Annotated in this window: 24 protein-coding genes; 6 read left to right on the top strand and 18 right to left on the bottom strand. The window is 61.9% G+C overall.

Translation table 11 applies throughout. The annotated features are described in order from the left end of the window. Positions 1-21 precede the first annotated feature (21 nt). Entirely contained in the window at positions 22-1,851 is a 1,830-nt protein-coding gene (locus RSO67_RS29260) for an alkaline phosphatase family protein (RefSeq protein WP_315841717.1), read from the top strand. A 70-nt stretch (positions 1,852-1,921) separates the two neighbouring features. Here RSO67_RS29260 and RSO67_RS29255 read toward each other — a convergent pair whose 3' ends face one another. After that, a complete protein-coding gene (locus RSO67_RS29255) occupies positions 1,922-2,488 on the bottom strand; it encodes a hypothetical protein (protein ID WP_315841716.1) in 567 nt (188 codons plus the stop codon). A gap of 100 nt (positions 2,489-2,588) precedes the next feature. Then, positions 2,589-2,804, bottom strand: coding sequence for a hypothetical protein (locus tag RSO67_RS29250; protein ID WP_315841715.1), 216 nt, complete (start codon positions 2,802-2,804; stop codon positions 2,589-2,591). Between the two features lie 67 nt (positions 2,805-2,871). Here RSO67_RS29250 and RSO67_RS29245 point away from each other — a divergent pair, with 67 nt between their 5' ends. The 3 genes from RSO67_RS29245 to RSO67_RS29235 all read left to right on the top strand — a co-directional run bounded on the left by RSO67_RS29245 (position 2,872) and on the right by RSO67_RS29235 (position 5,806). Continuing rightward, entirely contained in the window at positions 2,872-3,531 is a 660-nt protein-coding gene (locus tag RSO67_RS29245; protein ID WP_089267220.1) for a peroxiredoxin, read from the top strand. A 341-nt stretch (positions 3,532-3,872) separates the two neighbouring features. Further along, positions 3,873-5,369, top strand: a complete 1,497-nt coding sequence (locus RSO67_RS29240; protein WP_315841714.1) for a deoxyribodipyrimidine photo-lyase — start codon at positions 3,873-3,875, stop codon at positions 5,367-5,369. A 74-nt stretch (positions 5,370-5,443) separates the two neighbouring features. Continuing rightward, a complete protein-coding gene (locus tag RSO67_RS29235; protein ID WP_315841713.1) occupies positions 5,444-5,806 on the top strand; it encodes a hypothetical protein in 363 nt (120 codons plus the stop codon). A gap of 82 nt (positions 5,807-5,888) precedes the next feature. Here RSO67_RS29235 and RSO67_RS29230 read toward each other — a convergent pair whose 3' ends face one another. After that, positions 5,889-6,776: a DMT family transporter gene (locus tag RSO67_RS29230; RefSeq protein WP_315841712.1), complete on the bottom strand. Its 888-nt coding sequence runs from the start codon at positions 6,774-6,776 to the stop codon at positions 5,889-5,891. A gap of 101 nt (positions 6,777-6,877) precedes the next feature. Here RSO67_RS29230 and RSO67_RS29225 point away from each other — a divergent pair, with 101 nt between their 5' ends. After that, positions 6,878-8,005, top strand: coding sequence for an S-(hydroxymethyl)glutathione dehydrogenase/class III alcohol dehydrogenase (locus tag RSO67_RS29225; RefSeq protein ID WP_315841711.1), 1,128 nt, complete (start codon positions 6,878-6,880; stop codon positions 8,003-8,005). Positions 8,006-8,057: 52 nt separating this feature from the next. Here RSO67_RS29225 and RSO67_RS29220 read toward each other — a convergent pair whose 3' ends face one another. From RSO67_RS29220 to RSO67_RS29150, 15 genes are all read right to left on the bottom strand, one after another. Beyond that, positions 8,058-8,468, bottom strand: coding sequence for a Zn-ribbon domain-containing OB-fold protein (locus RSO67_RS29220; protein ID WP_315841710.1), 411 nt, complete (start codon positions 8,466-8,468; stop codon positions 8,058-8,060). Further along, complete coding sequence (locus tag RSO67_RS29215; RefSeq protein ID WP_315841709.1) at positions 8,465-9,601, bottom strand: thiolase family protein; 1,137 nt, start codon at positions 9,599-9,601, stop codon at positions 8,465-8,467. Before RSO67_RS29215 ends, RSO67_RS29220 begins: the two co-directional genes overlap by 4 nt. 166 nt (positions 9,602-9,767) lie before the next feature. Then, complete coding sequence (locus RSO67_RS29210; protein WP_120291106.1) at positions 9,768-10,934, bottom strand: acyl-CoA dehydrogenase family protein; 1,167 nt, start codon at positions 10,932-10,934, stop codon at positions 9,768-9,770. A 3-nt stretch (positions 10,935-10,937) separates the two neighbouring features. Next, positions 10,938-12,125 carry a CoA transferase gene (locus RSO67_RS29205; protein ID WP_315841708.1) on the bottom strand — a complete coding sequence of 396 codons (1,188 nt, stop codon included), beginning with the start codon at positions 12,123-12,125 and terminating at the stop codon, positions 10,938-10,940. A 180-nt stretch (positions 12,126-12,305) separates the two neighbouring features. After that, complete coding sequence (locus tag RSO67_RS29200; protein WP_315841707.1) at positions 12,306-13,859, bottom strand: class I adenylate-forming enzyme family protein; 1,554 nt, start codon at positions 13,857-13,859, stop codon at positions 12,306-12,308. A 15-nt stretch (positions 13,860-13,874) separates the two neighbouring features. Continuing rightward, a complete protein-coding gene (locus RSO67_RS29195; RefSeq protein WP_315841706.1) occupies positions 13,875-15,044 on the bottom strand; it encodes an acetyl-CoA acetyltransferase in 1,170 nt (389 codons plus the stop codon). A gap of 49 nt (positions 15,045-15,093) precedes the next feature. After that, positions 15,094-15,756, bottom strand: a complete 663-nt coding sequence (eda, locus tag RSO67_RS29190) for a bifunctional 4-hydroxy-2-oxoglutarate aldolase/2-dehydro-3-deoxy-phosphogluconate aldolase (RefSeq protein ID WP_315841705.1) — start codon at positions 15,754-15,756, stop codon at positions 15,094-15,096. A 13-nt stretch (positions 15,757-15,769) separates the two neighbouring features. Continuing rightward, the gene (locus RSO67_RS29185) at positions 15,770-16,693 is read right to left on the bottom strand and encodes a sugar kinase (RefSeq protein ID WP_315841704.1); all 924 of its coding nucleotides are present in this window, start codon (positions 16,691-16,693) and stop codon (positions 15,770-15,772) included. 17 nt (positions 16,694-16,710) lie between these two features. After that, on the bottom strand, positions 16,711-17,934 hold the full coding sequence (locus tag RSO67_RS29180) for a CaiB/BaiF CoA-transferase family protein (protein WP_315841703.1): 1,224 nt from the start codon (positions 17,932-17,934) through the stop codon (positions 16,711-16,713). Positions 17,935-18,151: 217 nt separating this feature from the next. Beyond that, entirely contained in the window at positions 18,152-19,138 is a 987-nt protein-coding gene (denD, locus tag RSO67_RS29175; protein WP_315841702.1) for a D-erythronate dehydrogenase, read from the bottom strand. Between the two features lie 176 nt (positions 19,139-19,314). Further along, a complete protein-coding gene (locus tag RSO67_RS29170; protein ID WP_315841701.1) occupies positions 19,315-20,232 on the bottom strand; it encodes a carbohydrate ABC transporter permease in 918 nt (305 codons plus the stop codon). Beyond that, entirely contained in the window at positions 20,225-21,184 is a 960-nt protein-coding gene (locus RSO67_RS29165) for a sugar ABC transporter permease (RefSeq protein ID WP_315841700.1), read from the bottom strand. Before RSO67_RS29165 ends, RSO67_RS29170 begins: the two co-directional genes overlap by 8 nt. Before the next feature lie 70 nt (positions 21,185-21,254). Beyond that, the gene (locus tag RSO67_RS29160; RefSeq protein WP_315841699.1) at positions 21,255-21,668 is read right to left on the bottom strand and encodes a RidA family protein; all 414 of its coding nucleotides are present in this window, start codon (positions 21,666-21,668) and stop codon (positions 21,255-21,257) included. 98 nt (positions 21,669-21,766) lie between these two features. Continuing rightward, the gene (locus RSO67_RS29155) at positions 21,767-23,092 is read right to left on the bottom strand and encodes an ABC transporter substrate-binding protein (RefSeq protein WP_315841698.1); all 1,326 of its coding nucleotides are present in this window, start codon (positions 23,090-23,092) and stop codon (positions 21,767-21,769) included. A 73-nt stretch (positions 23,093-23,165) separates the two neighbouring features. Then, positions 23,166-24,233 (bottom strand): ABC transporter ATP-binding protein, encoded by a 1,068-nt coding sequence (locus RSO67_RS29150; RefSeq protein ID WP_089267200.1) that lies wholly within the window; start codon positions 24,231-24,233, stop codon positions 23,166-23,168. Positions 24,234-24,480: 247 nt separating this feature from the next. Here RSO67_RS29150 and RSO67_RS29145 point away from each other — a divergent pair, with 247 nt between their 5' ends. Further along, positions 24,481-26,319, top strand: a complete 1,839-nt coding sequence (locus RSO67_RS29145) for an IlvD/Edd family dehydratase (RefSeq protein WP_315841697.1) — start codon at positions 24,481-24,483, stop codon at positions 26,317-26,319. Positions 26,320-26,377 lie beyond the last annotated feature (58 nt).

Below are 26,377 nucleotides of genomic sequence, written 5' to 3'. Positions count from 1 at the left end.
TCTTTCGAAGCGAGGTTTCTCATGCGCTGCGCCACCATCCTCTCCCTCAGTCTTACCCTTATATCCGCAACAACGGCTTTCGCCCAAAACAGCCCTCCCCGCAACCTCATTTTGTTCGTACCTGATGGGCTTCGGGCGCTGAAAGTGACGCCGGAAACGGCACCTGCGATGTCCGCAGTGCGGGATAAAGGCGTCAATTTCCAGAACTCGCATTCGCTGTTTCCGACCTTCACCATGGCCAACGCGTCGGGCATGGCCTCGGGCCATTACCTCGGCGATACCGGCGTGTTCTCGAACTCGATCTATACCGGCCACCCCACCCCGGTGCAGAACAACAGCCCGATCCCTTTCATCGAACACGACCAGGTGCTGGGCGATCTCGACGAGCAGTTCAATGGCGACTACCTCAATGAGGAAACGCTGCTGAAGGCCGCGCGCAAGGCCGGCTATTCCACCGCCGCGATCGGCAAGGTCGGCCCGACCCTGATGTTCGATCACACCGAACGCACCGGCAAGGAGACGATCACCATCGACGACCAGACCGGCGGCGTCGACAAAGCGGGCAAGCTGCTCGGCATTCCCCTATCTGACGAGATGAAGGACGCCCTGGCGAAGGCTGGCCTCGCGGTGGAAACACCTGGACGCGGCGACAATGGCAAGGCTGGCGATGCCAAGACGCCGGGCACGGTCGAGGCGAATATCAAGCAGCAGGCCTACATGGCCGATGTCGCGAGCAAAGTCGTGCTGCCGATGTTCAAGGCACGCAACAAGCCGTTCGTTCTCATCTTCTGGTCGCGCGATCCCGATGGCACCCAGCACAATCAGGGCGACAGCCTCAACAAGGTGGTGCCCGGTATCAATGGCCCCTCGTCGCTGGCCTCGATCAAGAACGCCGACAACAATCTCGCGCAACTCCGCAAGACGCTGGACGATCTCGGCCTCGCCGCCAATACCAACATCATGATCTCGGCGGATCACGGCTTCTCGACGATCTCCAAGGAGAGCAAGACCTCGGCGACCATCAAGGGCACCTATGCGGATACGCCGGAAGGCTTCCTGCCGCTGGGCTTCCTGGCCATCGATCTCGCCAAGTCGCTCGACCTGCCGCTGTTCGATCCCAACGACGGGTTCAAAACCGTCGCCGACAATGCGTATCCGAAGGCCGGCAATGCCTATATCGGCAAGGACAAAGACAAGCCCGAGCTGATCATCGCCACCAATGGCGGCTCCGACCTGATCTATCTGCCGACCGAGGACAAGGACCTCGCCGGCCGCACGGTGAAGGCACTGCTGAAGCAGGATTACATCAGCGGCATCTTCGTCGACGATACGCTCGGCTCCTTCCCGGGCGCGCTGCCGCTGTCGTCGATCAACCTGTCGGGCAAGGCGGTCACGCCGCATCCCGCGATCGTCGTCTCATTCCGCTCCTATTCGGAGGGCTGCGAAGAACCGGCGGCATGCCAGGTCGAGGTCGCCGACACTGTGCTGCGTCAGGGCCAGGGCATGCATGGCTCGTTCGGGCGCGGCGATACCCACAACTTCATGGCGGCGATCGGACCGGACTTCAAAGCCGGCTTCGTCGATCCCCTGCCGGTCAGCAATGCCGATACCGGCATGACCGCCGCGCACCTGCTCGGCCTGAAACGCGACGCCAAAGGCAGCCTGATCGGCCGCGTGATGAGTGAAGCGACGGTGACGGGCGAGACGCCGACGGCAACGACCGACGTGATGCGTTCAACGCCCGACGATCAGGGTCTGATCACGGTGCTGCAACTGCAGAAGGTCGGCGAGCACAAATATTTCGATGTCGCCGGTTTCCCGGGCCGGACTGTCGGACTCGACGCGAAGTAAGTGACAGCCCAAACAAAAAACGGCGGAGCCATGCTCCGCCGTTTTCCAATTCTGAAGATCTGCGACCGGCTTACATGCCGATGTCGAACACGTTCGGCAGTTGCAGCGTCGCGGCGCCGACCACGGTCGTGACCAGCGTCATGACGGCAGCATTGCTGACGCGCTTGGCGCGCATCTGCGACGCGATCCATTCGAGCACTTCGATATTCACACCGACGGCCTTGGTCGGCGCCCAGGTCTCGATGGCCACATCGGGCGACAGTGCAATGGTACGCGATGGCACCGGCAGTCCAGACGCGGAGGCGGCGTGATGCACGACAGCCTTGGCGAACAGGTCGTCGAAACGTCCGTCATCGCTGCGCTCGGCTGCAGCTTCGTTGATCGCAAACAGTGCCTCGGCCTCGTCGCGGCTGACCGGCTGGCTGGCCAGCGCCGACGCACCCAGGATGCGCTCACACCAGGCGGCGTCATCGGCATCGAGTGCACGGGAGAAATGGATACGGCCACGGGTGGTCGGGCCTTCGCCGGTGATGACGCCGTCGCGCACGATGGCGAGGGCCTGCGCCGCGGCGCGATGGTTGTCGATGGTGGAGGTTTCGATGGCGCCGAGTACGTCGGCAGCGGCAGCGGATGACATTTCAAGCTCTTCTGTTTGCAGCATATTTCTCAACATAGCCCAGCAATTCCATGGGCGACTTAACGCTCGGTTAAGAGATCGACAGGAGTTCTTCTTATCCCTAACCGTTGCAGTTCAGTCGCGCCGAGACGCTGCTGGGTTCGATCAGATGTGGCGATGCGGTCAGGCGGGATTGCGCCGGACGGGAGGCAACATCACGGCATCCGATAACATCATGTTGCGTGGGTATTTTGCCGCAGCCGCCTTGCGTGAAACTGAATGCCAGTGCGCGCCGAATTTGAAGAAAGTTCTTGTCCTTTTTGCCGGACAGTTCCATTTACCAGCGTGCGCCTTTATAATGGCCCACGAAATTCATCTGTAATCAGAATGACATGAGGTCCATCATGACGCTCCAGATCAACGCCGTCGCCCCCGATTTCGAGGCCGAAACCACGGCTGGCCGCATCAAGTTCCACGACTGGATCGGCGATAGCTGGGCTCTATTGTTCTCGCATCCGAAGGACTTCACCCCGGTCTGCACCACCGAGCTCGGCGCGCTCGCCAAGCTGCAGCCGGAATTCGACAAGCGCGGCGTCAAGCTGATCGGCCTTAGCGTCGACCCCGTGCACAAGCACGCGCTGTGGGTCGACGACATTAACGAAACCCAGGGCGCCCGCCCGACCTTCCCGATGATCGGCGACACCGATCTCAAGGTCTCGAAGCTCTACAACATGCTTCCGGCCGACGTGGCGGGCGATGCCGACAGCCGCACCGCGGCCGACAATGCCACCGTGCGCAACGTCTTCATCATCGGGCCGGACAAGAAGATCAAACTGGTGCTGGTCTATCCGATGACCACCGGCCGCAACTTCCAGGAAATCCTGCGCGTGATCGATTCACTGCAGATGACCGCCAAGCATCGCGTCGCCACCCCCGCCGACTGGAAGCATGGCGAGGACGTCATCATCGCAGGCTCCGTCACCAACGACGAAGCCAAGACGATCTATCCGAATGGCTGGAAAGAACCGAAGCCCTATATCCGCATCGTGCCGCAGCCGAAGTAACGCTGCGACTGATTTGCAAGAACGAGAGAGGCGCCGCGACATCGCGGCGCCTCTTTTCTTTGACTCGTCCAATCGATGCTGCAGGCACTCTCCGTCGTCATGGGGCCGCCTTCTCCACGTCATTGCGAGGAGCTCTCGCGACGAAGCCGAGGAAGAGCAGATCCAGCGGCAGCATGGCGGCGAACGTCGTCGCGTACCGGATCGCGTGTCGCTTCCAACCGCTTCCAGTACCAATTCGGTAATAAATATCCTGATACTAGGCGCCCATGAGCGCAGGGTTGCAAAGCCTCTCGCGGTATTCGCGGCCGGATCAATCACCCGACATCCGCGTTGGATGAGTGATGACCGATCAATCTTCGACCTCAACACCGGCGCAGGCACCTATCGTCGTCTGGTTTCGCGACGACCTCAGGCTATCTGATCACCCTGCCCTTCATGCCGCAGCCAGCCGCAACGTGCCGGTGATCTGTCTCTACATCCTCGATGAACAGAGCAAGGCATTGAAACCACCGCAAGCGCGGCCGATGGGCGGCGCGACGAGGTGGTGGCTGGCGCAGTCGCTGCGCGCACTCAGCGCAAGCCTCGACGCCATCGGCGGCACGCTGGTGCTGCGCAAGGGCGCTGCGGCCGATGTCATCGTCGACGTGGCGCGCGCAGTCGATGCCAGCCACGTCTTCTGGAACGAGATCGCGCAAGCGCCACATCTCGCGGTCGCCAATGGCGTCACCGAAGCGCTCGCCGATCTCGATGTCGGCACGCAGAGCTTTCCGGGTGACCTCCTGGCACATCCTGCGACCATCCGCGCCAAGGAGACCGGCACGAAGGAGAGCCGCGGCCTGCGCGTGTTCACACCGTTCTGGCGGCGCGTTCAGGCGATGGGCGAACCGGCGAAGCCGCTTCCGGCGCCGAAGAAACTCATACCCGCACCGAAAGTGAAGAGCGATAAGCTCGCCGACTGGGCGCTAGAGCCATCGAAGCCCGACTGGGCCGGCGGTCTGCGCGAGATGTGGACGCCAGGCGAAGCCACCGCGCAGAAGCACTTGAAGCGTTTCCTCAAGGAGATCGCGGGCTATAGCAGCGATCGCGATCGGCCCGACCGCGAGATCACATCCCGCCTCTCGCCGCATCTTCGCTTCGGCGAGATCAGTCCGCGTCAGATCTGGACTGCTGCGCATTTCGCAGCTGCAGAAACTCCGAAGCACAGTAGCGACATCGCAAAGTTCATGAGCGAAGTCGGCTGGCGCGAGTTCTGTCGCCATCTGCTGTTCGATGTTCCCGATTTGGCCACGCGCAATCTGCAATCATCCTTCGATGAGTTCCCATGGAAGACCGATCGCAAGGCGCTCCGCGCGTGGCAACGCGGTCTGACCGGCTATCCGATCGTCGATGCGGGCATGCGCGAGCTCTGGCACACCGGTGTGATGCACAATCGCGTACGCATGGTGGTCGCATCCTTCCTCGTCAAACATCTGCTCATCGACTGGCGCGAGGGCGAGAAGTGGTTCTGGGATACGCTTGTCGACGCCGATGCGGGCAGCAATCCCGCCAACTGGCAGTGGGTCGCAGGCTCCGGCGCGGATGCAGCACCCTACTTCCGCGTCTTCAATCCGATCCTGCAGGGTGAGAAGTTCGATCCCGGTGGTGTCTATGTCAGGCGCTGGATACCCGAACTGACAGAACTATCCACAAAACAGATTCATCAGCCTTGGACGGCTTCACCGCTCGAACTCAAAAACGCGGGAATCACTTTAGGCAAAGACTATCCGTCGCCGATCGTCGATCACAAAGTCGGTCGCGAGCGCGCATTAAAGGCGTACACAACGATACGAAATAGTTGACTGTCGATCACACACCCTTCAACACGCGCCCGAATCGGACTAACGTGAAAAAGTCGACAATGTTGGGGGATACTATGAACGACGACACTCCTGTCCTGGAGCAAGTGACGGACGCGCTTAGCAGCGCAGCCGAAGCGACTAAGGAAGTCGCCACCACGGTGGCGAAGAAGGTCAAGAAGGCCGCAAAGAAAGTCGCAAAGAAAGTGACCCCGGCTAAGAAGACGAAGAAGTCCACCAAGAAAACTTCTGCGAAGAAATCTTCAAAGAAGAAAACCCAGAAAGCGAGACCAATGGCTAAGAAAGCAGTGAAGAAGACCGTCAAGAAGGCCGCCAAGAAGACCGTGAAGAAGGCTGCCAAGAAGACCGTGAAGAAGGCCGCCAAGAAGGCCGCTCCGAAGAAGGCCAAGAAGGCCAAGAAGGCTGCCAAGAAGAAGTAAGCTTCTTCGCAGATGTGAAAGCCTCCGGGTCCAAGCCCGGAGGCTTTTTCATGTCCGGGGTCTGGATTGACGCAGGATGGCGTCAGGCCCTGGCGCGGTTGACCAGCAATACCGCAGCGCCGCAGGCAATCATGCCGATGATGGCGACGGCATCGAGCTTTTCGCCGAACAGAACGAACGCCATCAGCGCCGTCACGGCCGGCACCAGATAGAACAGGCTTGCCACCTGGCTCGAGGCCTGGCGGCGCAGCAGCCAGTAGAGCAGCCCGACGGTACCGATCGACAGCACCACCGCGAGCCACACCACCGACAGCACGAACTCCGCCGACCAGTGGATCACATTGGTCTCAAGGGCCCACGCGCCGATACCGAACAACACCAAAGCTGCGAGTTGCTGGATGAAGCTGCCGGTGCGCCAGTCGATGCCGCCGCAATAGCGCTTCTGATAGAGCGTGCCGACGGTGATCGTGATCAGCGAAACGCCGGACGCAAACCATCCCCAGCCCGCCTCGCCCGCCATCGGCCGACCATGCAGGATCAGCAACACGCCGGCGAGGCCGAGCGCCACCCCGCCCCATTGCAGCGGCGTGACGCGCTCGCCGAGAAACCGACTGGCGAGGATCGAGGTGAGGATCGGCTGCAGACCCGGGATCAGTGCCGACAGACCGACCGGGACCTCGTGCGCGACCGCAAACACGGTACCGGCGAGATAAAGCCCCTGCACCAGCAGCCCGGCGACGATGCTGTGGCCGATGCCCGCGCGATCCGGCCACGCCGGTCGCACCCATGCGACGATCACCGCCATGATCGCGATCACCAGCATCATGCGCACGGTCAGATAGGTCAGAGGTTCAGCGCCGTTCAGCACATATTTGGTGCCGATGAAACCGGTGCTCCACAGCAGCACGAAGACGATGGGTGCGGCGCGTCCGATCAGGATTTCAAGATCGCTTTTCTGAACCTGTTTCATGGGCTGCTCACTGCCCCATCATGTGCTAAGCGGCAATGGCTGTTTGCGCGGACCTGCCGCCTGACATCACGACACCGAGACCATTATCGAAGGAATTTGCCATGGACGTTCGCGCCGCCGTTGCCGTCAGTGCCGGCAAGCCGCTGGAGATCACCACCGTTCAGCTCGAAGGCCCACGCGACGGCGAAGTGCTGATCGAGATCAAGGCCACCGGCATCTGCCACACCGACGAGTTCACGCTGTCCGGCGCCGATCCCGAAGGTCTGTTTCCGGCGATCCTCGGCCATGAAGGCGCCGGCGTCGTCGTCGATGTCGGCCGCGGCGTCACCTCCGTGAAGAAGGGTGACCATGTCATCCCGCTCTACACGCCGGAATGCCGCCAGTGCCCGTCATGCCTGTCGCGCAAGACCAATCTCTGCACGTCCATTCGCGCGACGCAGGGACAGGGCTTGATGCCCGACGGCACCTCGCGCTTCTCGCTCGAGGGCAAGCCTGTTCACCACTATATGGGGACCTCGACCTTCGCCAATTACACGGTGCTGCCGGAGATCGCGGTGGCGAAAATCCGCGAGGACGCGCCATTCGACAAGGTCTGCTATATCGGCTGCGGCGTCACCACCGGCATCGGTGCGGTGTTCAACACCGCCAAGGTCGAGCAAGGCGCCAAGGCCATCGTGTTCGGGCTCGGCGGCATCGGCCTCAACGTGCTGCAGGGCCTGCGCCTTGCCGGCGCCGACATGATCATCGGCGTCGACATCAACAATGACCGCAAGGCCTGGGGCGAACGCTTCGGCATGACGCACTTCGTCAATCCGAAGGAGCTCGGCAAGGATCTGGTCCCGCATCTCATCGACATGACCAAACGCGGTGCAGACCAGATCGGCGGCGCCGACTACACCTTCGACTGCACCGGCAACGTCACGGTGATGCGTCAGGCGCTGGAAGCCTGCCACCGTGGCTGGGGCGAATCCATCGTCATCGGCGTGGCGCCTGCCGGCGCGGAGATTTCGACGCGTCCGTTCCAGCTCGTGACCGGCCGCGTCTGGCGCGGCTCGGCATTCGGCGGCGCCCGCGGCCGCACCGATGTGCCGAAGATCGTCGACTGGTACATGCAGGGCAAGATCCAGATCGACCCGATGATCACCCACGTGATGCCGCTGAGCGACATCAACAAGGGGTTTGATCTGATGAAATCAGGGGAGTCGATCCGCGGCGTGGTGACGTTCTAGGCTACAAGCGCCTAGGCCGTAGGATGGGTTTCGCGAAGACGCTCAACCCATCCTACGGCACGGCGTTTTGGGTCACTCCCCCTTGAACACCACGCTCTGTCGAAGTCCTTTCGAAGAACGGTACGAGGCGGCCGGTGAATCGCCGATAGCCGGCTTTTACCTTGTCGCCGATGACGAGATCGTTAGCACCGTGGGCCATCATGCGAAAGCCTTCGGCGGTGTCGATAAGCAAAATATTGTAGGGCACGTGCTCGCGCGCTTCCGGCGTTCCGGCGCGCAGTACGAGCGATGTCGCATAGACGGTGCCCTCGCCGCTCGCTTGCTTGTCGTCCAGATCGGGCGACCCGCAGGCCGCGCAAAAACTGCGACGGAAATACTGGATCGATTTGCAGGCGCGGCAGGACTGATAGCCGATAGCTTCAGTCCCGGTGGTCCAGTCGGCGGCAGGCTTGAGCTCGCTCATGACACGCGCTCCAGGAACATACTGACATGGGACGACAGCACGCCCCCGTCGCCATGCAGCAGCGCGACGGACGCATCCTTGACCTGGCGATTGCCTGCCCGGCCCGTCATCTGCAGATGTGTCTCGACCAGATGCGCCATGGCACCACCGACGCCGCAATGACCGTAGCTGAGAAGACCGCCATGGGTGTTGAGCGGCATCGCGCCATGCTGACTGAAATGACCGGCGCGTACCCGTGCCGCCGCCTCGCCGCGGCCGGCAAGACCGAGGTCTTCCAGCAACATCGCCAGCGTGATGGTGAAGCTGTCATAGACCGCGGCGTAGCGGACGTCGGAGATCTCCATACCCGTCGCCTTCTTCGCACGAGCAACGGCGATCTCGGCGCCGAGTTCGGACAACGCCGGTGCCGCGGTGATGTGCTGATGGGTATGCGCCTGTGCGGCGCCGCGCACGCGGATTTTCGTCGGGCTCGTCGGCTCATAGCTGACGACGAAGGCCGCCCCGCCGTCGGACACCGGGCAGCAGTCGAGCAGCTTCAGCGGTGTCGCGATGGTCTTCGAGGCCATCACGTCAGCGACGGTGATCGGGTCGTGGAATTGGGCACCGGGATGGGTCATCGCGTGCTGGCGCATCAGCACGGCGAACTCGGCGAGGTCTTCCTGCGTCACGCCATATTCATGCATGTAGCGGTTAGCAACGAGACCGTAATAGGCCGGGATCGTCGGGCCAAGCGGCACTTCGTAGATGGGGTGCCCCACCTGTGCGAGCGCCTGGATCGAGGCGTCGCGGCTCTGGCCAGTGAGCCGGTTCTCGCCACCGACGACGAGGACATGTCTGGCGACGCCGCCCTCGACCAGCTGATGCGCCAGCATCGCCATCGCCATGCCGGTGGCGCCGCCAACCTGGATGGCATGGGCGTAAGACGGCGTGATGCCGAAATGCTCGGCGAACACGGTGGCCAGCATGATGTGCGGCATGGTGGTGGAATAGCCGCACAGGAAGCCGTCGATGTCGCCACGCTTGAGGCCGGCATCAGCGAGCGCCAACTCGGCGGCGCGGCTCATCAGGTCGATGGTCGATGAGCCCTCGTGCTTGCCGTAAGGGAGAAGACCGACGCCGGTGATGTAGCTCATGCGTCGCTCCAAACTCGATTGTCGTCCCCGCGGAGGCGGGGACCCATAGCCTCGGGAAGCGAAGTTAGAACGCGGCCGTAACCACAGCGCCTCACTACAAACTCGGAGGTTATGGGTCCCCGCCTTCGCGGGGACGACATGCTGAGTGTGTTGGCGCGATCACGCATCAATACGACTTCGGCAAACCGAGCGCCTTCTCGGCGATGAAGCTTAGGATCAGTTCGCGGCTGATCGGGGCGATGCGCGGGATCAATGACTCCCTGAGGTATCGCTCCACATGATATTCCTTGGCATAGCCAAACCCGCCATGGGTCATCACCGCCTGCTCGCAGGCATGATAGCCGGCTTCGCCTGCGAGATACTTTGCCGAATTCGCCGCAGGACCACAGGGCAGTCCCTGATCATATTGCCAGCCGGCCGACAGCACCATCAGCCAGGCAGCCTCGAGCTCCATCCAGTTCTTCGCCAGGGGATGCTGGATCGCCTGGTTCTGGCCGATCGGACGGTTGAACACGTTGCGCACCTTGGCATAGTCAGCCGCCTTCCTCAGTGCAGCCTTGCCGAGACCGACGGCTTCCGCGGCGATCAGGATGCGCTCGGGGTTCATGCCGTGCAGGATATATTCGAAGCCGTGGCCCTCCTCGCCGATGCGATCCTCCAGCGGAATCTCGAAATCGGCAATGAACAGCTCATTGGAGTCGACGGCCTTGCGGCCGAGCTTCTCGATCTCGTGCACGGCGATCTTGGACCGATCGAGATCCGTGTAGAACAGGCTAAGCCCATGCGTCGGGCTCTTGACGTCTTCCAGCGGCGTGGTGCGCGCCAGCAACAGGATTTTTTCGGCGACCTGCGCGGTGGAGATCCAGACTTTCTGACCATTGACGATGTAGCGATCGCCCTTGCGCACGGCGCGAGTCTTGAGCTGTGTGGTGTTGAGGCCCGTGTTCGGCTCGGTCACCGCGAAGCAGGATTTCTCGGTGCCGTCCACGATCGGCGGCAGCATGCGCGCACACTGTTCGGGCGTGCCGAACACCACGACGGGGTTGAGGCCGAACACATTCATATGCACGGCTGACGCACCCGACATGCCCGCGCCGGATTCGGAAATCGCCCGCATCATGATCGCCGCCTCGGTGATCCCCAAGCCCGAGCCGCCATATTCCTCGGGAATACAGATGCCGAGCCAGCCGGCATCGGCCATCGCCTTGTGGAAGTCGATGGGGAAACCGCCCTCCTTGTCCTTCTTGAGCCAATAGGCATCGTCGAAGCGCGCGCAAATCTTCTCGATAGCGTCGCGGATGGATTCCTGGTTGGCGTCGAGGGCGAAGTCCATGCGTTATAGCTCCGACGTATCCGGGATGGCGGCCTGTTTGAGCACGCCGTCCTTGTGCATTTTCTCGATCTGATCGGGCGTATAGCCAACCTCGGCCAGCACCTCGGCATTCTGCTCGCCGAGATGCGAGGCAAGACGCGACAGATCGACCGGCGTCTTCGACCAGGTGGCGGCGACCTTCATGTTGCGCACCGCGCCTTCGGTCGGATGCTCGACCTGCTGGAAGAAGTCGGTCGCCAGCATATGCGGATCCTGCATCATGCTTTCGAGCGTATGCATTGGCGTCGACGGCACGTCGGCCTCGTCGAGCAGCTTCGCCCACTCCGCCGTCGTCCTAGTCTTGAAGATGCGCGACAGTTCAGCGTTCACCGTGTCGATATGCTGGATGCGCTGCGGGAAGGTCGCAAAGCGCGGATCGTCGAACAGTTCCTCGCGGCCGACATGCCTGAGGAAGCTCTTCCACTGCTTGTCGTTATAAACCATGGCGCAGATATAGCCGTCCGAGGTCTGATACGGCCGCCGGTCCGGCGACAGGTGGCGACCATAGCCGCCTCTGTCGAGCGGCGGATCGAAGGTGAGACCGCCCATGTGGTCGCCCATCATGAAGCCCGCCATGGTCTCGAACATCGGAATATCGACGCGCTGGCCCTCGCCGGTGCGGTCGCGATGCACCACGCTGGCGAGGATGGCGCCGAGCGCATTGAGGCCGACAATACGATCGACCAGCGCATTCGGCACATAGCGCGGCACACCGTCGGGACTGATCCGCGCATTCAGGGCCGCGAGCGCGGTGGCGCCCTGGATCAGGTCGTCATAAGCGGGCTTGGCGGCATAGGGGCCGGCCTGGCTGAAGCCGAACACGCCGGCATAGATCAGGCGCGGATTGATCTTCGACACCGCGTCATAGCCGAGATTGAGCCGCACCATCGCCGCCGGGCGGACATTGTAGACCAGCACATCGGCCGTCGCGACCAGCTTCAGCAGCGCCTCGCGGCCCTCTTCCTTCTTGAGGTCGATGCAGACGCAGCGCTTGTTGCGGTTGGTGTTGAGGAAGATCGGCCCCATGCCGGGATTGCGCATCGGCCCGATTGCGCGGACCACATCGCCATCGGGAGACTCCACCTTGATCACATCGGCGCCGTAGTCACCCAGCGTCTGGGTGCAGTAAGGCCCCATCATCACCGAAGTCATATCGATGATCCTGATCCCGTGAAGTGGTCCCGTCAAAGTCGTTTGCTCCCGAAAAACGTGATCAGGCGCTGATCTGCGCCGCTATTGCCTTCGTCTTAGCGGCAGGCGTTCGGCGGACGCAAGGGCGCCAGACGCGGAGCCGTATGCGTGGGATGCCGGTACGCGTCAAAGTGGTAACGACTAGCCGGCCCCCGCCGACGCCGAAGCGCGCATCATCTCCCGCAGCTCGGTCTTGAGCACCTTGCCGTAATTGTTCTTCGGCAGCGCATCCAGATAGACGTAGCGCTTGGGGCGCTTGAAACGGGCGATATTGGCGAGACAATGCGCGTCGAGCGCAGCATCGTCGGCTGATGCGCCGGGCTCCAGCACCACACAGGCCACTACGATCTCGCCCCAGTCAGGCTCGGGCACGCCGATGGCCGAGACTTCCCGCACGGCGGGATGTGTCAGCAGCGCCTCCTCGACTTCGCGCGGGTAGATATTGGTACCGCCGGAGATGATGACATCCTTGGAACGGTCAGACAGCGTGAGGAAGCCGTCCTCGTCGAGCCGGCCGACATCGCCGGTGCGCAGCCAGCCGTCCTTCAATGTCTCGGCATTGGCCTTATCATTGTTCCAGTAGCCGAGCATCACCGCCGGCCCCTTGGCCTCGACCTCGCCGGTTTCGCCAACTGGCAAAGGCTTGCCATCGGCATCGGTGATCCGCACCGACATCACGCTCTGCGCCGGGCCGACCGAAGCGAGGCGTTCGAGATAACGCGGGTGCTCGGTATCCGCATGGAACGCACGCGGCAGCGAGGTGATCGTCATCGGCGATTCACCCTGGCCGTAAATCTGCACGAAGCGCTGCCCCATGGTGCTGATGGCGTCGCGGATGTCGGCCAGATACATCGGCCCGCCGCCATAGACGATGGTGCGGATGCCCTCGCCGCTCTCGCCGCGCTTCTTCGCCGCATCGACCAGGCGCCGCACCATGGTCGGCGCCGCAAACATCGCGACATCGCCGAGTTGCTTGCCGAGATCGAGCACTTCTTCAGGCTCGAAACCCTGGCTCTCCGGCACGACGTGCCGCGCAGCCATGCGGACATGGATCAAATTATAGAGGCCGGCACCGTGCGAGATCGGCGCGGCGTAGAGGATCGCGTCCGTCTGGTGCACCTGATCGACATCGGCGAGATAGCACATGGACATGGCCACCAGATTGCCATGGCTGAGCATCACGCCCTTCGGCCGCCCCGTGGTGCCGGAGGTGTAGAACAGCCAGGCGAGATTGTTGTCTTCGCGGGACAGCGGCACTATCCCGACCGGCTCGCCATGCTGCAATTCGCGATAGGTCTCGCTGTCGATCGACAGCATCTGCATGCCGGTCGGCAGGTCTTCCTCGACCTGAACAAGCGCAGCACGGCTGTCGTCGTCGACAAAGGCCAGCCTCGCACAGGCATTGTCGCAGATCCATGCGGCCTCGCGGCCATGCAGCTTGGCATTAATGGGGATCACGACGGCGCCGATCCACCACACCGCATACATGCATTCGAGATATTCGGTGCAGTTTGATGCAAACAGTGCGACGCGGTCGCCAGGCTGAATGCCGTAATCACGCACAAGGCCGGCACCGATGGCGGCGGTGCGGCGCGCGAAGGTGGCGTAGTCAGCCTGAACGGTGGTGCCGGTCAGCAGCGCCGGCGCCTGCGGATGCAGACGCGCCGACGATGCCAGCCATTGTGCGACATTCATGACGTCGCCCGCGCGTTACTTCGCCGGCTCGAGGATGGAGACGTAGTTCGCCACTGCGGCGCCGCCCATATTGAAGATGCCGGCGAGTTTTGCATTTTTGATCTGCATGCCCTCGGGCGCCTGCCCCAGCAATTGCATCGCGCTCAGCACATGCATCGACACACCGGTGGCGCCGATCGGATGGCCCTTGGCCTTGAGACCACCGGACGGATTGACCGGCAGCTTGCCATCCTTCTGGGTCCAGCCTTCCTTGATGGCGCGCGCACCCTGCCCGCGCGGCGTCAGGCCCATCGCTTCATATTCGATCAGTTCGGCGACGGTGAAGCAGTCATGGGTTTCGACGAAAGAGAGATCGCCGATCTCGACGCCGGCAGATTTCAACGCCTTCTGCCACGCCACGGTGCAGCCCTCGAATTGAAGGATGTCGCGCTTCGACATCGGCAGGAAATCCTGCGCATGGCCGGTGGCCTTGATGTTGACCGCCTTGCCCATGGTCTTGGCGGTCTCGGAATCCGTCAGCACCAATGCCGCGGCGCCGTCGGACACCAGCGAGCAGTCGGTGCGCTTCAAGGGACCGGCGACGAACGGGTTCTTGTCGCTTTCGGAGCGGCAGAATTCGAAGCCGACATCCTTGCGCATCTGCGCATAGGGATTGTGGACGCCGTTGGCGTGGTTCTTGGCGGCGATCATCGCCAGCGCATCTGACTGGTCGCCATATTTCTGGAAGTATTTTTGTGCGATGCCGCCGAACACGCCGGCGAAGCCCGCAGGCGTCTCGCCGTCTTCCGGCAGATAGGACGCTCGGAGCAGGTTCTTGCCGATCTCGGGACCCGGCGTGCGGGTCATCTGTTCGACACCGACCACGAGGACGATCTTGGCAGCGCCGGCGGCGATCGACTTGATGCCCTGATGCACGGCGGCGGAGCCGGTGGCGCAGGCATTCTCGACGCGCGTGGCGGGCTTGAAGCGCAGCGCCGGATCGGCCTGCAGCACCAATGATGCCGTAAAATCCTGCGGCGAGAAGCCGGCGTTGAAATGGCCGAGCACGATTTCATCGACGTCAGATGCGGAGATGCCGGCATCGGCCATGGCTTCGGTCGCAACGCGGACCACCATGCTCTCGACAGTCTCGGCGTCGAATTTTCCGAACGGCATATGCGCCCAACCAACGATGCTGGCAGTCATGGTCGTCTCCCTGATCGATTTCAAATATTGAGCCCGTTATAGCCCGGCTTCATGGCGCTTGCAGGGTTTTCATGGTCCGCGCGCACATGGCGGTTATGCCTGCCCAATCGCCGGAACGTACCATCGACGACGGGCAGATCCAGGACCCGCCGACCGCCAGAACCATCGGCTCGTCGAGCCAGCTCGCCGCATTGGCCTCGCCGATTCCGCCCGTGGGGCAAAACCTGACATCCGGAAACGGTCCCGCCCAGGCGCGCAGCATCGCGATTCCACCGGCCTGTTCCGCGGGGAAGAACTTCAGCACATCAAAACCGCGCTCGCGCGCCTGCATCAGTTCCGAGGCCGTGGCGACGCCCGGCAGGAACGGCAGATCGCTGGACGCTGCGATGTCCAGCAATTCGCGCGTCGCGCCGGGACTGACCGTGAAGCGTGCCCCGATGGCATAGGCCTTCTGGAAATCCGCCGGCGTCAGCACCGTGCCGATGCCAACAATGGCCTCCGACACCTCGGCAATGACGGCCTTCGCCGCCTCCACTGCGGCCTCGGTGCGCAAGGTGATCTCCAGCGTGCGGATACCGCCTGCGACTAACGCACGCGCAAGCGGTATCGCGTCCGCGACGCGCTCGATGGTCAGCACGGGAACGACGAATGCTGCCTTGAGCAGCTTTCGCAGATGATCCTGACGCTGACCGGCATCGAGAGGCTTGTTCATGCGGATGGTCCTCTCATGAGGGGGTGTCGAACGCGATCATATCGGGCATCGCCTCGCGCGGGATGATCGCGCCGGGATGGCAGACGACCGTGCCGGCAAGATAGTGACCAGCCTTAGCGGCGGCGACGGGCTGAGTACCGCTCAGACGTGCGTGCAGATAGGCAGCGGCAAAACTGTCGCCGGCGGCAGTGGTATCGATCACCGCACCACTAACCGGCTCGGCCTCGATACGCCGCGACTGGCCGTTATGCCGTATGATGCTCGCGGGCGAATCGAGCTTGAGCACGACTTCATCTGCTTCAACGCGCGACAGCAGCTTCTCCTCAGCCTCGCCAGGATAGAGCGGCAGCAGGTCCTCGACCGACGCCAGCACGATATCGGAGACTGCAAAAGCCCCCTGAAACGCAGCGCGCGCCTGATCGAGATCGGGCCAGCCGCGGGCGCGGAAATTGGTATCGAAGGCGACACGGACGCCTGCAGCGCGCGCACGCTGGAGCGCCGCAATCAGGCGGCCGCGGCCAGCCATGTCGAACAGCGACAGCGTGATGGCGGACAGATAGATCAGATCATAGTCCGCGAGCGACGCCAGCAGCGCGTCGGTCTCGGGCAGACTTAGCAGGCTGCGGACAGCTGACGCATCGCGCCAGTGATAGAAGCGGCGCTCGCCCGCCTCATTGGTCTCGATCATATAGAGGCCGGGTAGCTTGCCCTTGAGGCGCAGCACCCGCTCAGTGCCGATGCCCTCATCCTGCCAGCCGGCGATCATCTCGTCGCTGAGCGGATCGTCGCCGAGCGCCGTCACATAATCGACGCTGGCACCAAGCCGCGCCAGATAGACGGCGGTGTTGAGCGTGTCGCCGCCGAACGACCGCGTCAGGTGCCCATCCGGCATCTGACGCAGCTCGATCATGCATTCGCCGATGCTGGCGATCCGCATCGTATCCTCTGACCGATCTAGACGATGCCCTTTTTCCTGAGCGCGCCGATCCGTTCGCTGTCGTAACCGATGGTAGCCAGGATTTCGTCCGTATTCGAGCCGAGAAGCGGCGGCGCGCGATATTCGGTGACCGGCGTACCCGAGAACATCAGCGGATTTCGCACAAGCGAAAGCGCCGGCTCGAAAGGATGCTCCGTGTGCACACGCATGCCGCGGGATTGGACATGAGGGTCCGCAAAAACCTGATCGAAATCGTTGATCGGGCCGGATGGTACACCGACGGCCTCCAGGCGTTCGAGCCAGTGGGCAACGGGCTGCTTCAGGAAGAGACCGGCAAAGATGGCCATGATCTCCTTGCCGTGCTGGACGCGATCGTTGTTCTTCAGGAAGCGTGGATCCTTGGCCAGGTCAGGCTCTCCGAGCACTTCGCAGGTCCGCTGAAACTGGCCGTCATTGCCATTGACGATCATCACCTCGCCGTCGGTGCAACGGAAGACGCCGGCAGGCATCCCGCCATTGCCCCAGGTGCCGCGGCGCGGCGGGACCTTACCACTCATGAGATAGGGTTGGAGCCAATGCGACAAAGAGGCGATCACCGTATCGAAGAGACAAGCATCGACATGCTGTCCCTCGCCACCGCCAGCGTCGCGGTGATAGAGCGCCGACATCACGCCGATGGAGGCGTTCAGGCCGGTCATATAGTCCACGATCGAGGGACCGACCTTCATGGGGCCTTCGCCAGGCTCGCCGTCGAGATGGCCGGTGACGCTCATGAGACCGCCCATCGCCTGCAGGATCGCATCGTAGCCGGCACGCGTGGCATAGGGACCTGTTTGTCCGAAGCCCGTCACGGAGCAGTAGATGATGCGCGGGTTGATGGCCTTGATCGCGTCGTAGTCGAGGCCATACCGCTTAAGGTCGCCTACTTTGTAGTTTTCCAACAACACGTCGGCCGTCTTGACGAGTTCGCGAATGATCTCCTGGCCTTCAGGCTTGGCCACATTGACCGTGACCGACTTCTTGTTCCGATTGGCGCAGAGATAGAACGAATTGTCGTGCCTGCCACCGTCCGGGTCGTTCAGATAAGGAGGGCCGAACGCGCGGGAATCGTCGCCGGTTCCAGGGCGTTCGATCTTGATGACCTCAGCGCCGAAATCGCCGAGCATCTGACCGGCGATCGGGCCGGCAAGCACCCGCGTCATGTCGATAACCTTGATGCCCGAAAGCGGCAGAGCCGGCATGCATTCCTCCTGCTATATTGTTCGTCGCGTCGGCCACGGTGAACGTGTGAGGCGAGCGCTTACAGGAAAATCAGCCCGCGTGCACTGCTTTGTGAGCATGAGGGCTATCCCGTTCCAGCGGGCGGAACGGTGGGCTTCGCAGCGGGCTTGGCGCGCGTGGCGAGCGCTCCCCGCCCGTCGAAGCCAAGCGTCGCGAGGCGGGAGAGCATTCAAGACTTCAATCGAAGAACTTGCCGCCGAGTTCATCCTCGATATGGATGCGGATGATGTCGTCGAAGGTTTTCTCGGCCGTAGTGAAGCCGAGCTTCAGCGCGCGCGCGGTGTCGAAATCGCGCGGCCAGCCAGACACGATACCAGTGATGACCGGATCAGTCTCACGCTTGATGCGGGCGACGACGTTCTTGCCGGCGACGCGATCCAGTGCGGCAATCTGCTCGCCGACGGTCACCGACATGCCGGGCATGCTGAGATTACGCCGCGGGCCCATGGCCTGAAGATCCATCGTGCCGGCGTGAACTAGGAAGCCCACGGCAGAGCGCGGCGACGCGTGCCAGTGGCGGACGTCCTCGGACACCGGCAGGATGGCTTCCTTGCCGGCCAGCGGCTCGCGGATGATGTTGGAGAAGAAGCCGGAGGCGGCCTTGTTCGGTGCGCCCGGACGGACGCAGATGGTCGGCAGGCGGATGCCGATGCCGTCCAGGAAGCCCTTTCGGGTATAGTCGGCGATCAGCATTTCGCAGATCGACTTCTGGGTGCCATAGGAGGTCAGCGGCGTGTGGATGAACTCGTCGCCAATCTTGTCGGGAAACGGCGCACCGAACACCGCAATGGACGAGGTGAAGACCAGCCGCGGCTTGTAACCGCCGCCGATGGCGCGGATAGCGTCGATCAGATAGCGGGTGCCGTCGAGATTGATGCGATAGCCCTTGTCGAAATCGGCCTCCGCCTCCCCCGACACGATGGCGGCGAGGTGAAAGATCACCTCCGGTTTGTGGGCGACCAGCGGCGCAGCCGTCTTTGGATCGGCGAAGTCCGACGTCACCAGTTCGATCGGGATCGACGCGCCCGCTGGCTTCGCCGGCGCCACCACATCCTGCAGGGTCATGCGGGTGATGTCGCGATTGCCGAGACGGCCGTCGCGAACCAGTTTCTCTGTGAGCTTGCGGCCAACCATGCCGGCGGCGCCGAGGATGAGGATGTGCAAGGGAGGTTTCCTTTTCTTGATTGTGTTCTGATCTACCGACGGCCTCTCAGTCGTCGTCCCCGCGAAGGCGGGGACCCATAACCACAGAAGCTAACGGCGGGAATGAAGGCCTCTCCTCCCCAGCCTAAGCTGAGAAGACTGAGGCTATGGGTCCCCGCCTTCGCGGGGACGACAGCCTACTCCTTCACCGCGCCCGTCATCGCCGATACGTAGTGCTCAACGAAGAACGCATACAGGATCACCAGCGGCAATGATCCGACCAGCGCGCCGGCCATCAGCGAGCCCCATTTATAGATGTCGCCGTCAACGAATTCGTTGACGATGGCGACCGGCACAGTCTTGTTCTGGGTCGATTGCAGGAAGGTCAGCGCATAGATGAACTCGTTCCAGCACAAAGTGAACGAGAAGATGAAGGCCGAGATCAGGCCGGGCACCGCCAGCGGGATGATGATCTTGACCAGGATCTGCCAGCGCGAGGCGCCGTCGATCAGGGCGCACTCTTCGAGCTCGAACGGGATGGTCTTGAAATACCCCATCAGCAGCCAGGTCGAGAACGGGATCAGCAGCGTCGGATAGACCAGGATCAGTGAGATCGGCGAGTCGAACAGGCCATAGGCCTGGATGACGGTCGCCAGCGGAATGAACAGGATCGACGGTGGCACGAGATAGGCCATGAAGATCAGCGCGCCGACCGTCTGCGCGCCGCGGAAGCGCAGCCGCACGATCGCATAGGCCGCGAGAACACTAGCGACGATCGACAGGAACGTCGCCGCCGCCGCGACATACATCGTGTTCCAGAGCCACTGCGGATAGTTGGTTTCGAACAGCAGCTTTTGAATGTGCTTGAAGGTCGGCTTGATCACCCAGAACGGATTGAACCGCTCCATGTCGATCAATTGCTCGTCGGGTTTGATCGAGGTCAGCGCCATCCAGTAGAACGGGAACAGCAGGATCACCACGATGATGAACAGCGGGATGTAGAGCGTGACGATGCGCCTCGGAAGCGACTCCAGATAGGCCATGCCCTCGCTGTGATCGTCTTTCTCGACGGTCGGCGCTACGGCTGTGCGGTGATCGACGGCGTGATCAGTCATTGTCAGTGCCTTGCTGCCACTTGCGGCGTTGCATGCCGAACCAGGAAATGGCGATGGCTGCCAGGAGGAACGGGATCATGGCGGTGGCGATAGCTGCGCCCTCGCCGAGCCGGCCCGAAAGAATGCCGCGCTGATAGCTCAGCGTCGCCATCAGATGCGTTGCATTCACCGGACCGCCGCGCGTCAGCGCCCAGATCAGCTGGAAGTCGGTAAACGTAAACAGCACCGAGAAGGTCATGACCACGGCGATGATCGGCGTCAGCAGCGGATAGGTGATGAAGCGGAAGCGCTGCCACGACGTGGCGCCGTCCAGCGTCGCCGCTTCATAGAGCGACGGCGACACGGTCTGCAGGCCCGCCAGCAACGTAATCGCGACGAACGGCACACCGCGCCAGATATTGGCGAAGATCACGCTCCCTCGTGCCCAGTTGCTGTCGCCCAAGAAATTGATGTTGTGGTCGATCAGGCCCATTTTGATCAGCGACCACGAGATGATCGAAAACTGCGAGTCGTAGATCCACCAGAAGGCGATGGCTGAAAGCACCGTCGGCACGATGAACGGGATCAGCACCGCCGCGCGGATAAGCGCCTTGAACGGCATGTGGCGGTTGAGCAGCAGCGCCAGATAGAGGCCGACAGCGAATTTGATGGCCGAGGCGACGATCGTATAGAGCAGCGTATTAAACACCGAGAGCCAGAAGATGCTGTCGTCCTTCAGCCACTCGTAATTCTCAAGCCCGACGAACACGCCGCCGCGGCCGATGCGGTCATCGGTGAAGCTCATCCAGACGCCGAGGAACAGCGGGTAAGCTAGAAACAGAATCAGGAACGCCGCTGCCGGCAACATGAACCACATGGCGAGCCAGTTGCGGTTGATCCGTAGTCGGTCCCAGGCCGAGGATCTGGGGATCACTTTCCCTGCCCCCGGCATCGATGTCTGGATCGTGGTCATTGCAAGATAGCTCCAGTCGGATGTCGGCTTCGGTCTGATGTCGTGCAGTCAGTCATGCGTCATGATCCGGTTACGGCAGGATCGCTTCGCCCTCGATCTCGACACGTGCGTGCGGATCGATCAGGGCGGAAACCTGAACCAGTGTCATTGCTGGAAAATGCTTGCCGAGGGTAGCGCCCCAGGCCTCGCCGACGGCGGCGCCGGACGTCTTGAATGCGTTGATGTCGGTGACATAGGCGCGCAGCATCACGATTTGCTTGGGTTCGCCGCCCGCAGCCTTCAGCACGGTGACGAGATTCTCCATTGCATAGCGCCACTGCGAACCGAAGTCGGATCCCTCGGCAACCTCGCCCTGCCCGTTCTGCTTGCCGAGCTGACCGGAGATGCGGACGCTCCGCGTGCCGCCGGCCACCACCGCATGCGCGAAACCGCGCGGCCGCGCCCAGCCTTCCGGCAGAACAGTCTTGTAATCGATCTCTGGCATTCCCATTCCCATCGTTCAGGCAGCCTTTTGCAAAACGCAATTCACGGCTGCTGCAGAGAGTTGCCGGCGCGGGTCGCTCCGCGCCGGCAAGGTCGTCCTCAACCGCGGAAAATCCGCTTCGCCGCGCGCTCGGCAGACGACATCGCGGTCTTCACGTCCTCGCGGCCCGTGCAGTAATTGGCGTACATGTCGACGACCACGAAGTCGGCAATCGCCGCGGCCGCGTTTTCGCTCATCTGCGCCTCACCGGCGGGGGTCGATGCCGTCGTGGCCACGTCGCGATACGGCGTGTTTTTAGGATCAACGGTCCAGATCGGATTCTTCTCGAAAGCGAGCTGGAACGGCGACAGATAGCCCTGGGCCGACTCGACCCACGGATTGAACTGCTCGGGCTCCATCATGAAGGCGGTGAATGCCTTGCACGCCTGCGGGAACTTGGTGAAGGAGAAGATCAGGATCGGAAAGCCGAGATGAAGCTCACGGCGCTTGCCATCCAGCCCCTTCGGCAGATGGGCGTGGTTCATGTCCTCAGCGATAGCCGGAGCTTCCTTCTTCGCCGTCACATAGACCGAGATGCCGTTTGTGGTCAGATGCAGCTGACCGGCCAGGAATGCCTTGTTGTTCGACGAGTCGTTCCAGGACGCCGTGCCGGGAATGAAGTTGTCATAGAGCGACTTCACATATTCCAGCGATTTGGCCGTTTCCGGCGAATTGATCGTGACCTTGTTGTCCTTGTCGATCAACTTGCCGCCATGGGCCCACAGCGCCCAGTGCACCCAGCCGTTGGCGTCGCCCGAGGCGTGACCGAGCGCCATGCCAGCCGGCGTGCCGTTCTTGTTCATGCCCTTCACGAGATCCTGGAAGCCGGCGAGATCTTCCGGGAACGTCTTGTGCCCGGCCTTCTCAGCTGCTGCGACGCGGTAGTTCACGAGGCCGCCGGTGGCCGCAACCGGAACGCCGATCCACTTGCCGTTATAGATGCCGTATTGCTTGCCGGATTCGGCCCAGCCGCCGTTCTTCTTGCCGAGATAGTCCGCGACGTCGGAGACGTCCATGCACTTGGTCGGGAACAGGAACGGCAGCGAGTACAGGCCCCAGACCATGTCGAGGCCCTGCCCGGTATTCGCCGCGACCGAAGCCTTTGGCTGAATGTCGTCATAGGATTCGTTGGAGACGGTGATGGTGACGCCGGTCGCCTTCTGGAAGGCGTCGACGATCTTCATGAAGGCCACATCTTCGGCTTCGACGAAGCGCTTCCAGCGCAGCAGGTTGATCTTGGCGCCGGCTTCCGGCTTCCACTGTGAGGCCTGCGCCCAAGCTTTTGCGTAGCCCAGCAATTGATCCGCGGACATGGTCGCCGCAGCAGCAAGCGTCATCGCGCCGCCCTTGAGCAGAGATCGGCGATCCGGTGTAAATCCAGTCATCTTTCGTCTTCTCCCTGTAATATTGGTTCGTTGATCGACCAATGTTTTGAAATTGATTTGGTGGAAAAGCGCGTCAGTTGACGCGCTTGCCGGTCTCCTTGTCGAACAGATGCGCCGAATTCGCGCGCGGCCTGAGATGAATCTTGTCGCCCGGCGCGACCGGACGACGATCACGGAAGATCGCGATGATATCCTGGGTGCCGATGCGTGCGACGACCTGAGTCTCCGACCCCATCGGCTCGACCACCACGACCTCGGCCTCGATGCCGTCATCGGCGAATTCGAGATGCTCGGGGCGAATGCCGTAAGTGACTGCCTTGTCGTTCCCTGCCGCAGGCGCTGCCGTAATCGGCAGCTTCGCGCCATTGGCAGTTTCCACCCAGGGCTGGCCACCATTCACCTTCAGCGTGCCTTCGAGAAAATTCATCGCAGGCGACCCGATGAAGCCGGCAACGAACTTGTTCTCGGGGCGATCGTAGAGTTCCAATGGTGCGCCCATCTGCTCGACGATGCCGTCCTGCATCACCACGATCTTGTCGGCCATGGTCATGGCTTCGATCTGGTCATGGGTCACATAGACCGTCGTCGTCTTCAGGCGCTGATGCAGTTCCTTGATCTCGGCGCGCATGGCGACGCGCAGCTTGGCATCGAGATTCGACAGTGGCTCGTCGAACAAAAACACCTGCGGGTCACGCACAATGGCGCGGCCCATGGCCACGCGCTGGCGCTGACCACCCGACAACTGCCGGGGGAAACGCTCGAGCAATCGCCTCAAATCCAAGATATCGGCAGCGCGATTGACCTTCTGATCGATCTCGCTTTTGTCGGCGCCACGCAGCTTGAGCGAAAAGCCCATATTCTGGGCAACCGTCATATGCGGATACAGCGCGTAATTCTGGAACACCATGGCGATGTCGCGCTCTTTCGGCTGGACATCGTTGACCACGCGATCGCCGATCGAGATCGTGCCGGAGGTGATCTTCTCCAGCCCCGCCAACATGCGCAGCAATGTGGATTTTCCGCAGCCGGACGGCCCAACCAGAACCACGAATTGGCCGTCCTCGATGGGGACCGATACGCCGTGGAGAACCTCAAAACCGCCAAAAGACTTACGAACGTCGTGAATCTGCACGGACGCCATACATTTCCCTCCCAAATGTCCCATTTTAGAGACTGCGTCCTCCGGGCCAGTTATTTGGTTGCCGGAGCCGCCTGTTCTTACTTGTCTGACATCCTACCAGATTTTCTGGCGGCGTGTCGTTGGATCATAGTCGTAGAAAAACTTCGCAGATGCAAACGTTGCGAAGCAGCCAGTGGCGTGCAAACATTCGTGACCAATCAAAAGAGACGACGCACCAGGATATAAAGTGTGCGCTGCGGGAGAAATGATGACCAAGTCGACTTCGTCCACGCCGACTGCGGGGACCTCGCCTGCAAAGGCAACCAAGCGCAAACTTCGTTCGAGCGAATGGTTCAACGATCCCCACAATCCCGGAATGACTGCACTCTATCTTGAGCGCTATCTGAACTACGGCCTGACGCGTCACGAATTGCAGTCCGGCAAGCCGATCATCGGCATTGCGCAGACCGGTAACGACCTGTCGCCCTGCAATCGCCATCATCTCGAACTCGCCAAGCGCGTGCGCGAAGGCATTACCGCCGCCGGCGGTCTGGTGATGGAATTCCCGGTACATCCGATTCAGGAGACCGGGAAACGGCCGACTGCGGCGCTTGATCGCAACCTCGCTTATCTCGGCCTTGTGGAAATCCTGTTCGGTTATCCGCTCGATGGCGTCGTCCTCACGACCGGCTGCGACAAGACGACTCCCGCCTGCCTGATGGCTGCGGCTACCGTGAATTTGCCCGCCATCGTCTTGTCGGGTGGACCGATGCTGAATGGTTGGCACGAAGGCCAGCGTACAGGCTCCGGCACCGTGGTGTGGAAATCACGTGAGCGACTTGCCGCTGGCGAGATCGACTACGAAGAATTCATGACGCTGGTGGCATCGTCCGCGCCGTCGGTCGGCCATTGCAACACAATGGGCACGGCCTCGACGATGAATTCGCTGGCCGAAGCATTGGGCATGTCCCTGCCCGGCTGCGCTGCCATCCCTGCTCCCTATCGCGAGCGCGGCCAGATTGCCTATGAGACGGGCATGCGGATCGTCGACATGGTGTGGGAGGACCTCAAGCCGTCCGACATTCTGACCCGCAAGGCGTTCGAGAACTGCATCGTGGTCAATTCCGCCATTGGTGGCTCGACCAACGCGCCGATCCATATCAATGCGCTGGCGCGTCATATCGGCGTCGAACTCGACATCGATGACTGGCAGAAATTCGGCCATGACGTACCGCTGCTGGTCAACATGCAGCCGGCCGGCTTCTATCTCGGCGAGGAATATCATCGCGCCGGTGGTGTGCCTTCGGTGGTCCGCGAGCTGATGAAGCACAAGCGCATCCATGAGGATGTGATCACGGTGAACGGCAAGACCATGGGGGAGAATTGCGCCGCCTCGCCCAAACCGGACAACGACGTCATCTGGTCCTATGACAAACCGCTTGTGGCTGATGCCGGCTTCCTCGTGTTGCGCGGCAATCTGTTCGATTCCGCGATCATGAAGACCTCGGTGATCTCCAAGGAATTTCGCGATCGCTATCTGATCAACCCGAAGGATCCCAACGCGTTCGAAGGCCGCGCCATCGTGTTCGAGGGGCCGGAGGATTATCACCATCGCATCGACGATGCCTCGCTCGATATTGACGAGCATTGCATCCTGTTCGTGCGCGGCACCGGACCGATCGGCTATCCCGGCGGCGCGGAAGTCGTGAACATGCAGCCGCCGGCAGCGCTGATCAAACGCGGCATTCTATCTCTGCCCTGTATCGGCGATGGCCGGCAGTCGGGCACATCCGGCTCGCCGTCGATCCTCAACGCGACGCCCGAAGCGGCAGCCAACGGCGGCCTCGCAATCCTGCAGACGGGCGACAAGGTGCGCATCGACCTCAACAAGGGCTCGGCGAATATCCTGATCTCCGACGAAGAGCTGAAGCGACGTCGCGCCGAACTGATGTCCAATGGCGGCTTCAAATATCCAGCCAACCAGACACCGTGGCAGGAGCTCTATCGCAACACCGTCGGCCAGCAGGCCACCGGCGCATGTCTCGAACTCGCAACGCGCTATCGCGATATCGCCGGCACGGTCGGGACGGCGCGGCATAATCACTAATCCCTCGGTCGTCATTGCGAGCGCAGCGAAGCAATCCAGTCTTTCTTCTTGGCTTCTG

Origin of the sequence: Tardiphaga sp. 709 (assembly GCF_032401055.1) — a bacterium.
GTDB lineage: Bacteria > Pseudomonadota > Alphaproteobacteria > Rhizobiales > Xanthobacteraceae > Tardiphaga.
The sequence above is the reverse complement of the archived record's forward strand: the minus strand, read 5'-3'. Positions and strand labels throughout refer to the sequence as shown.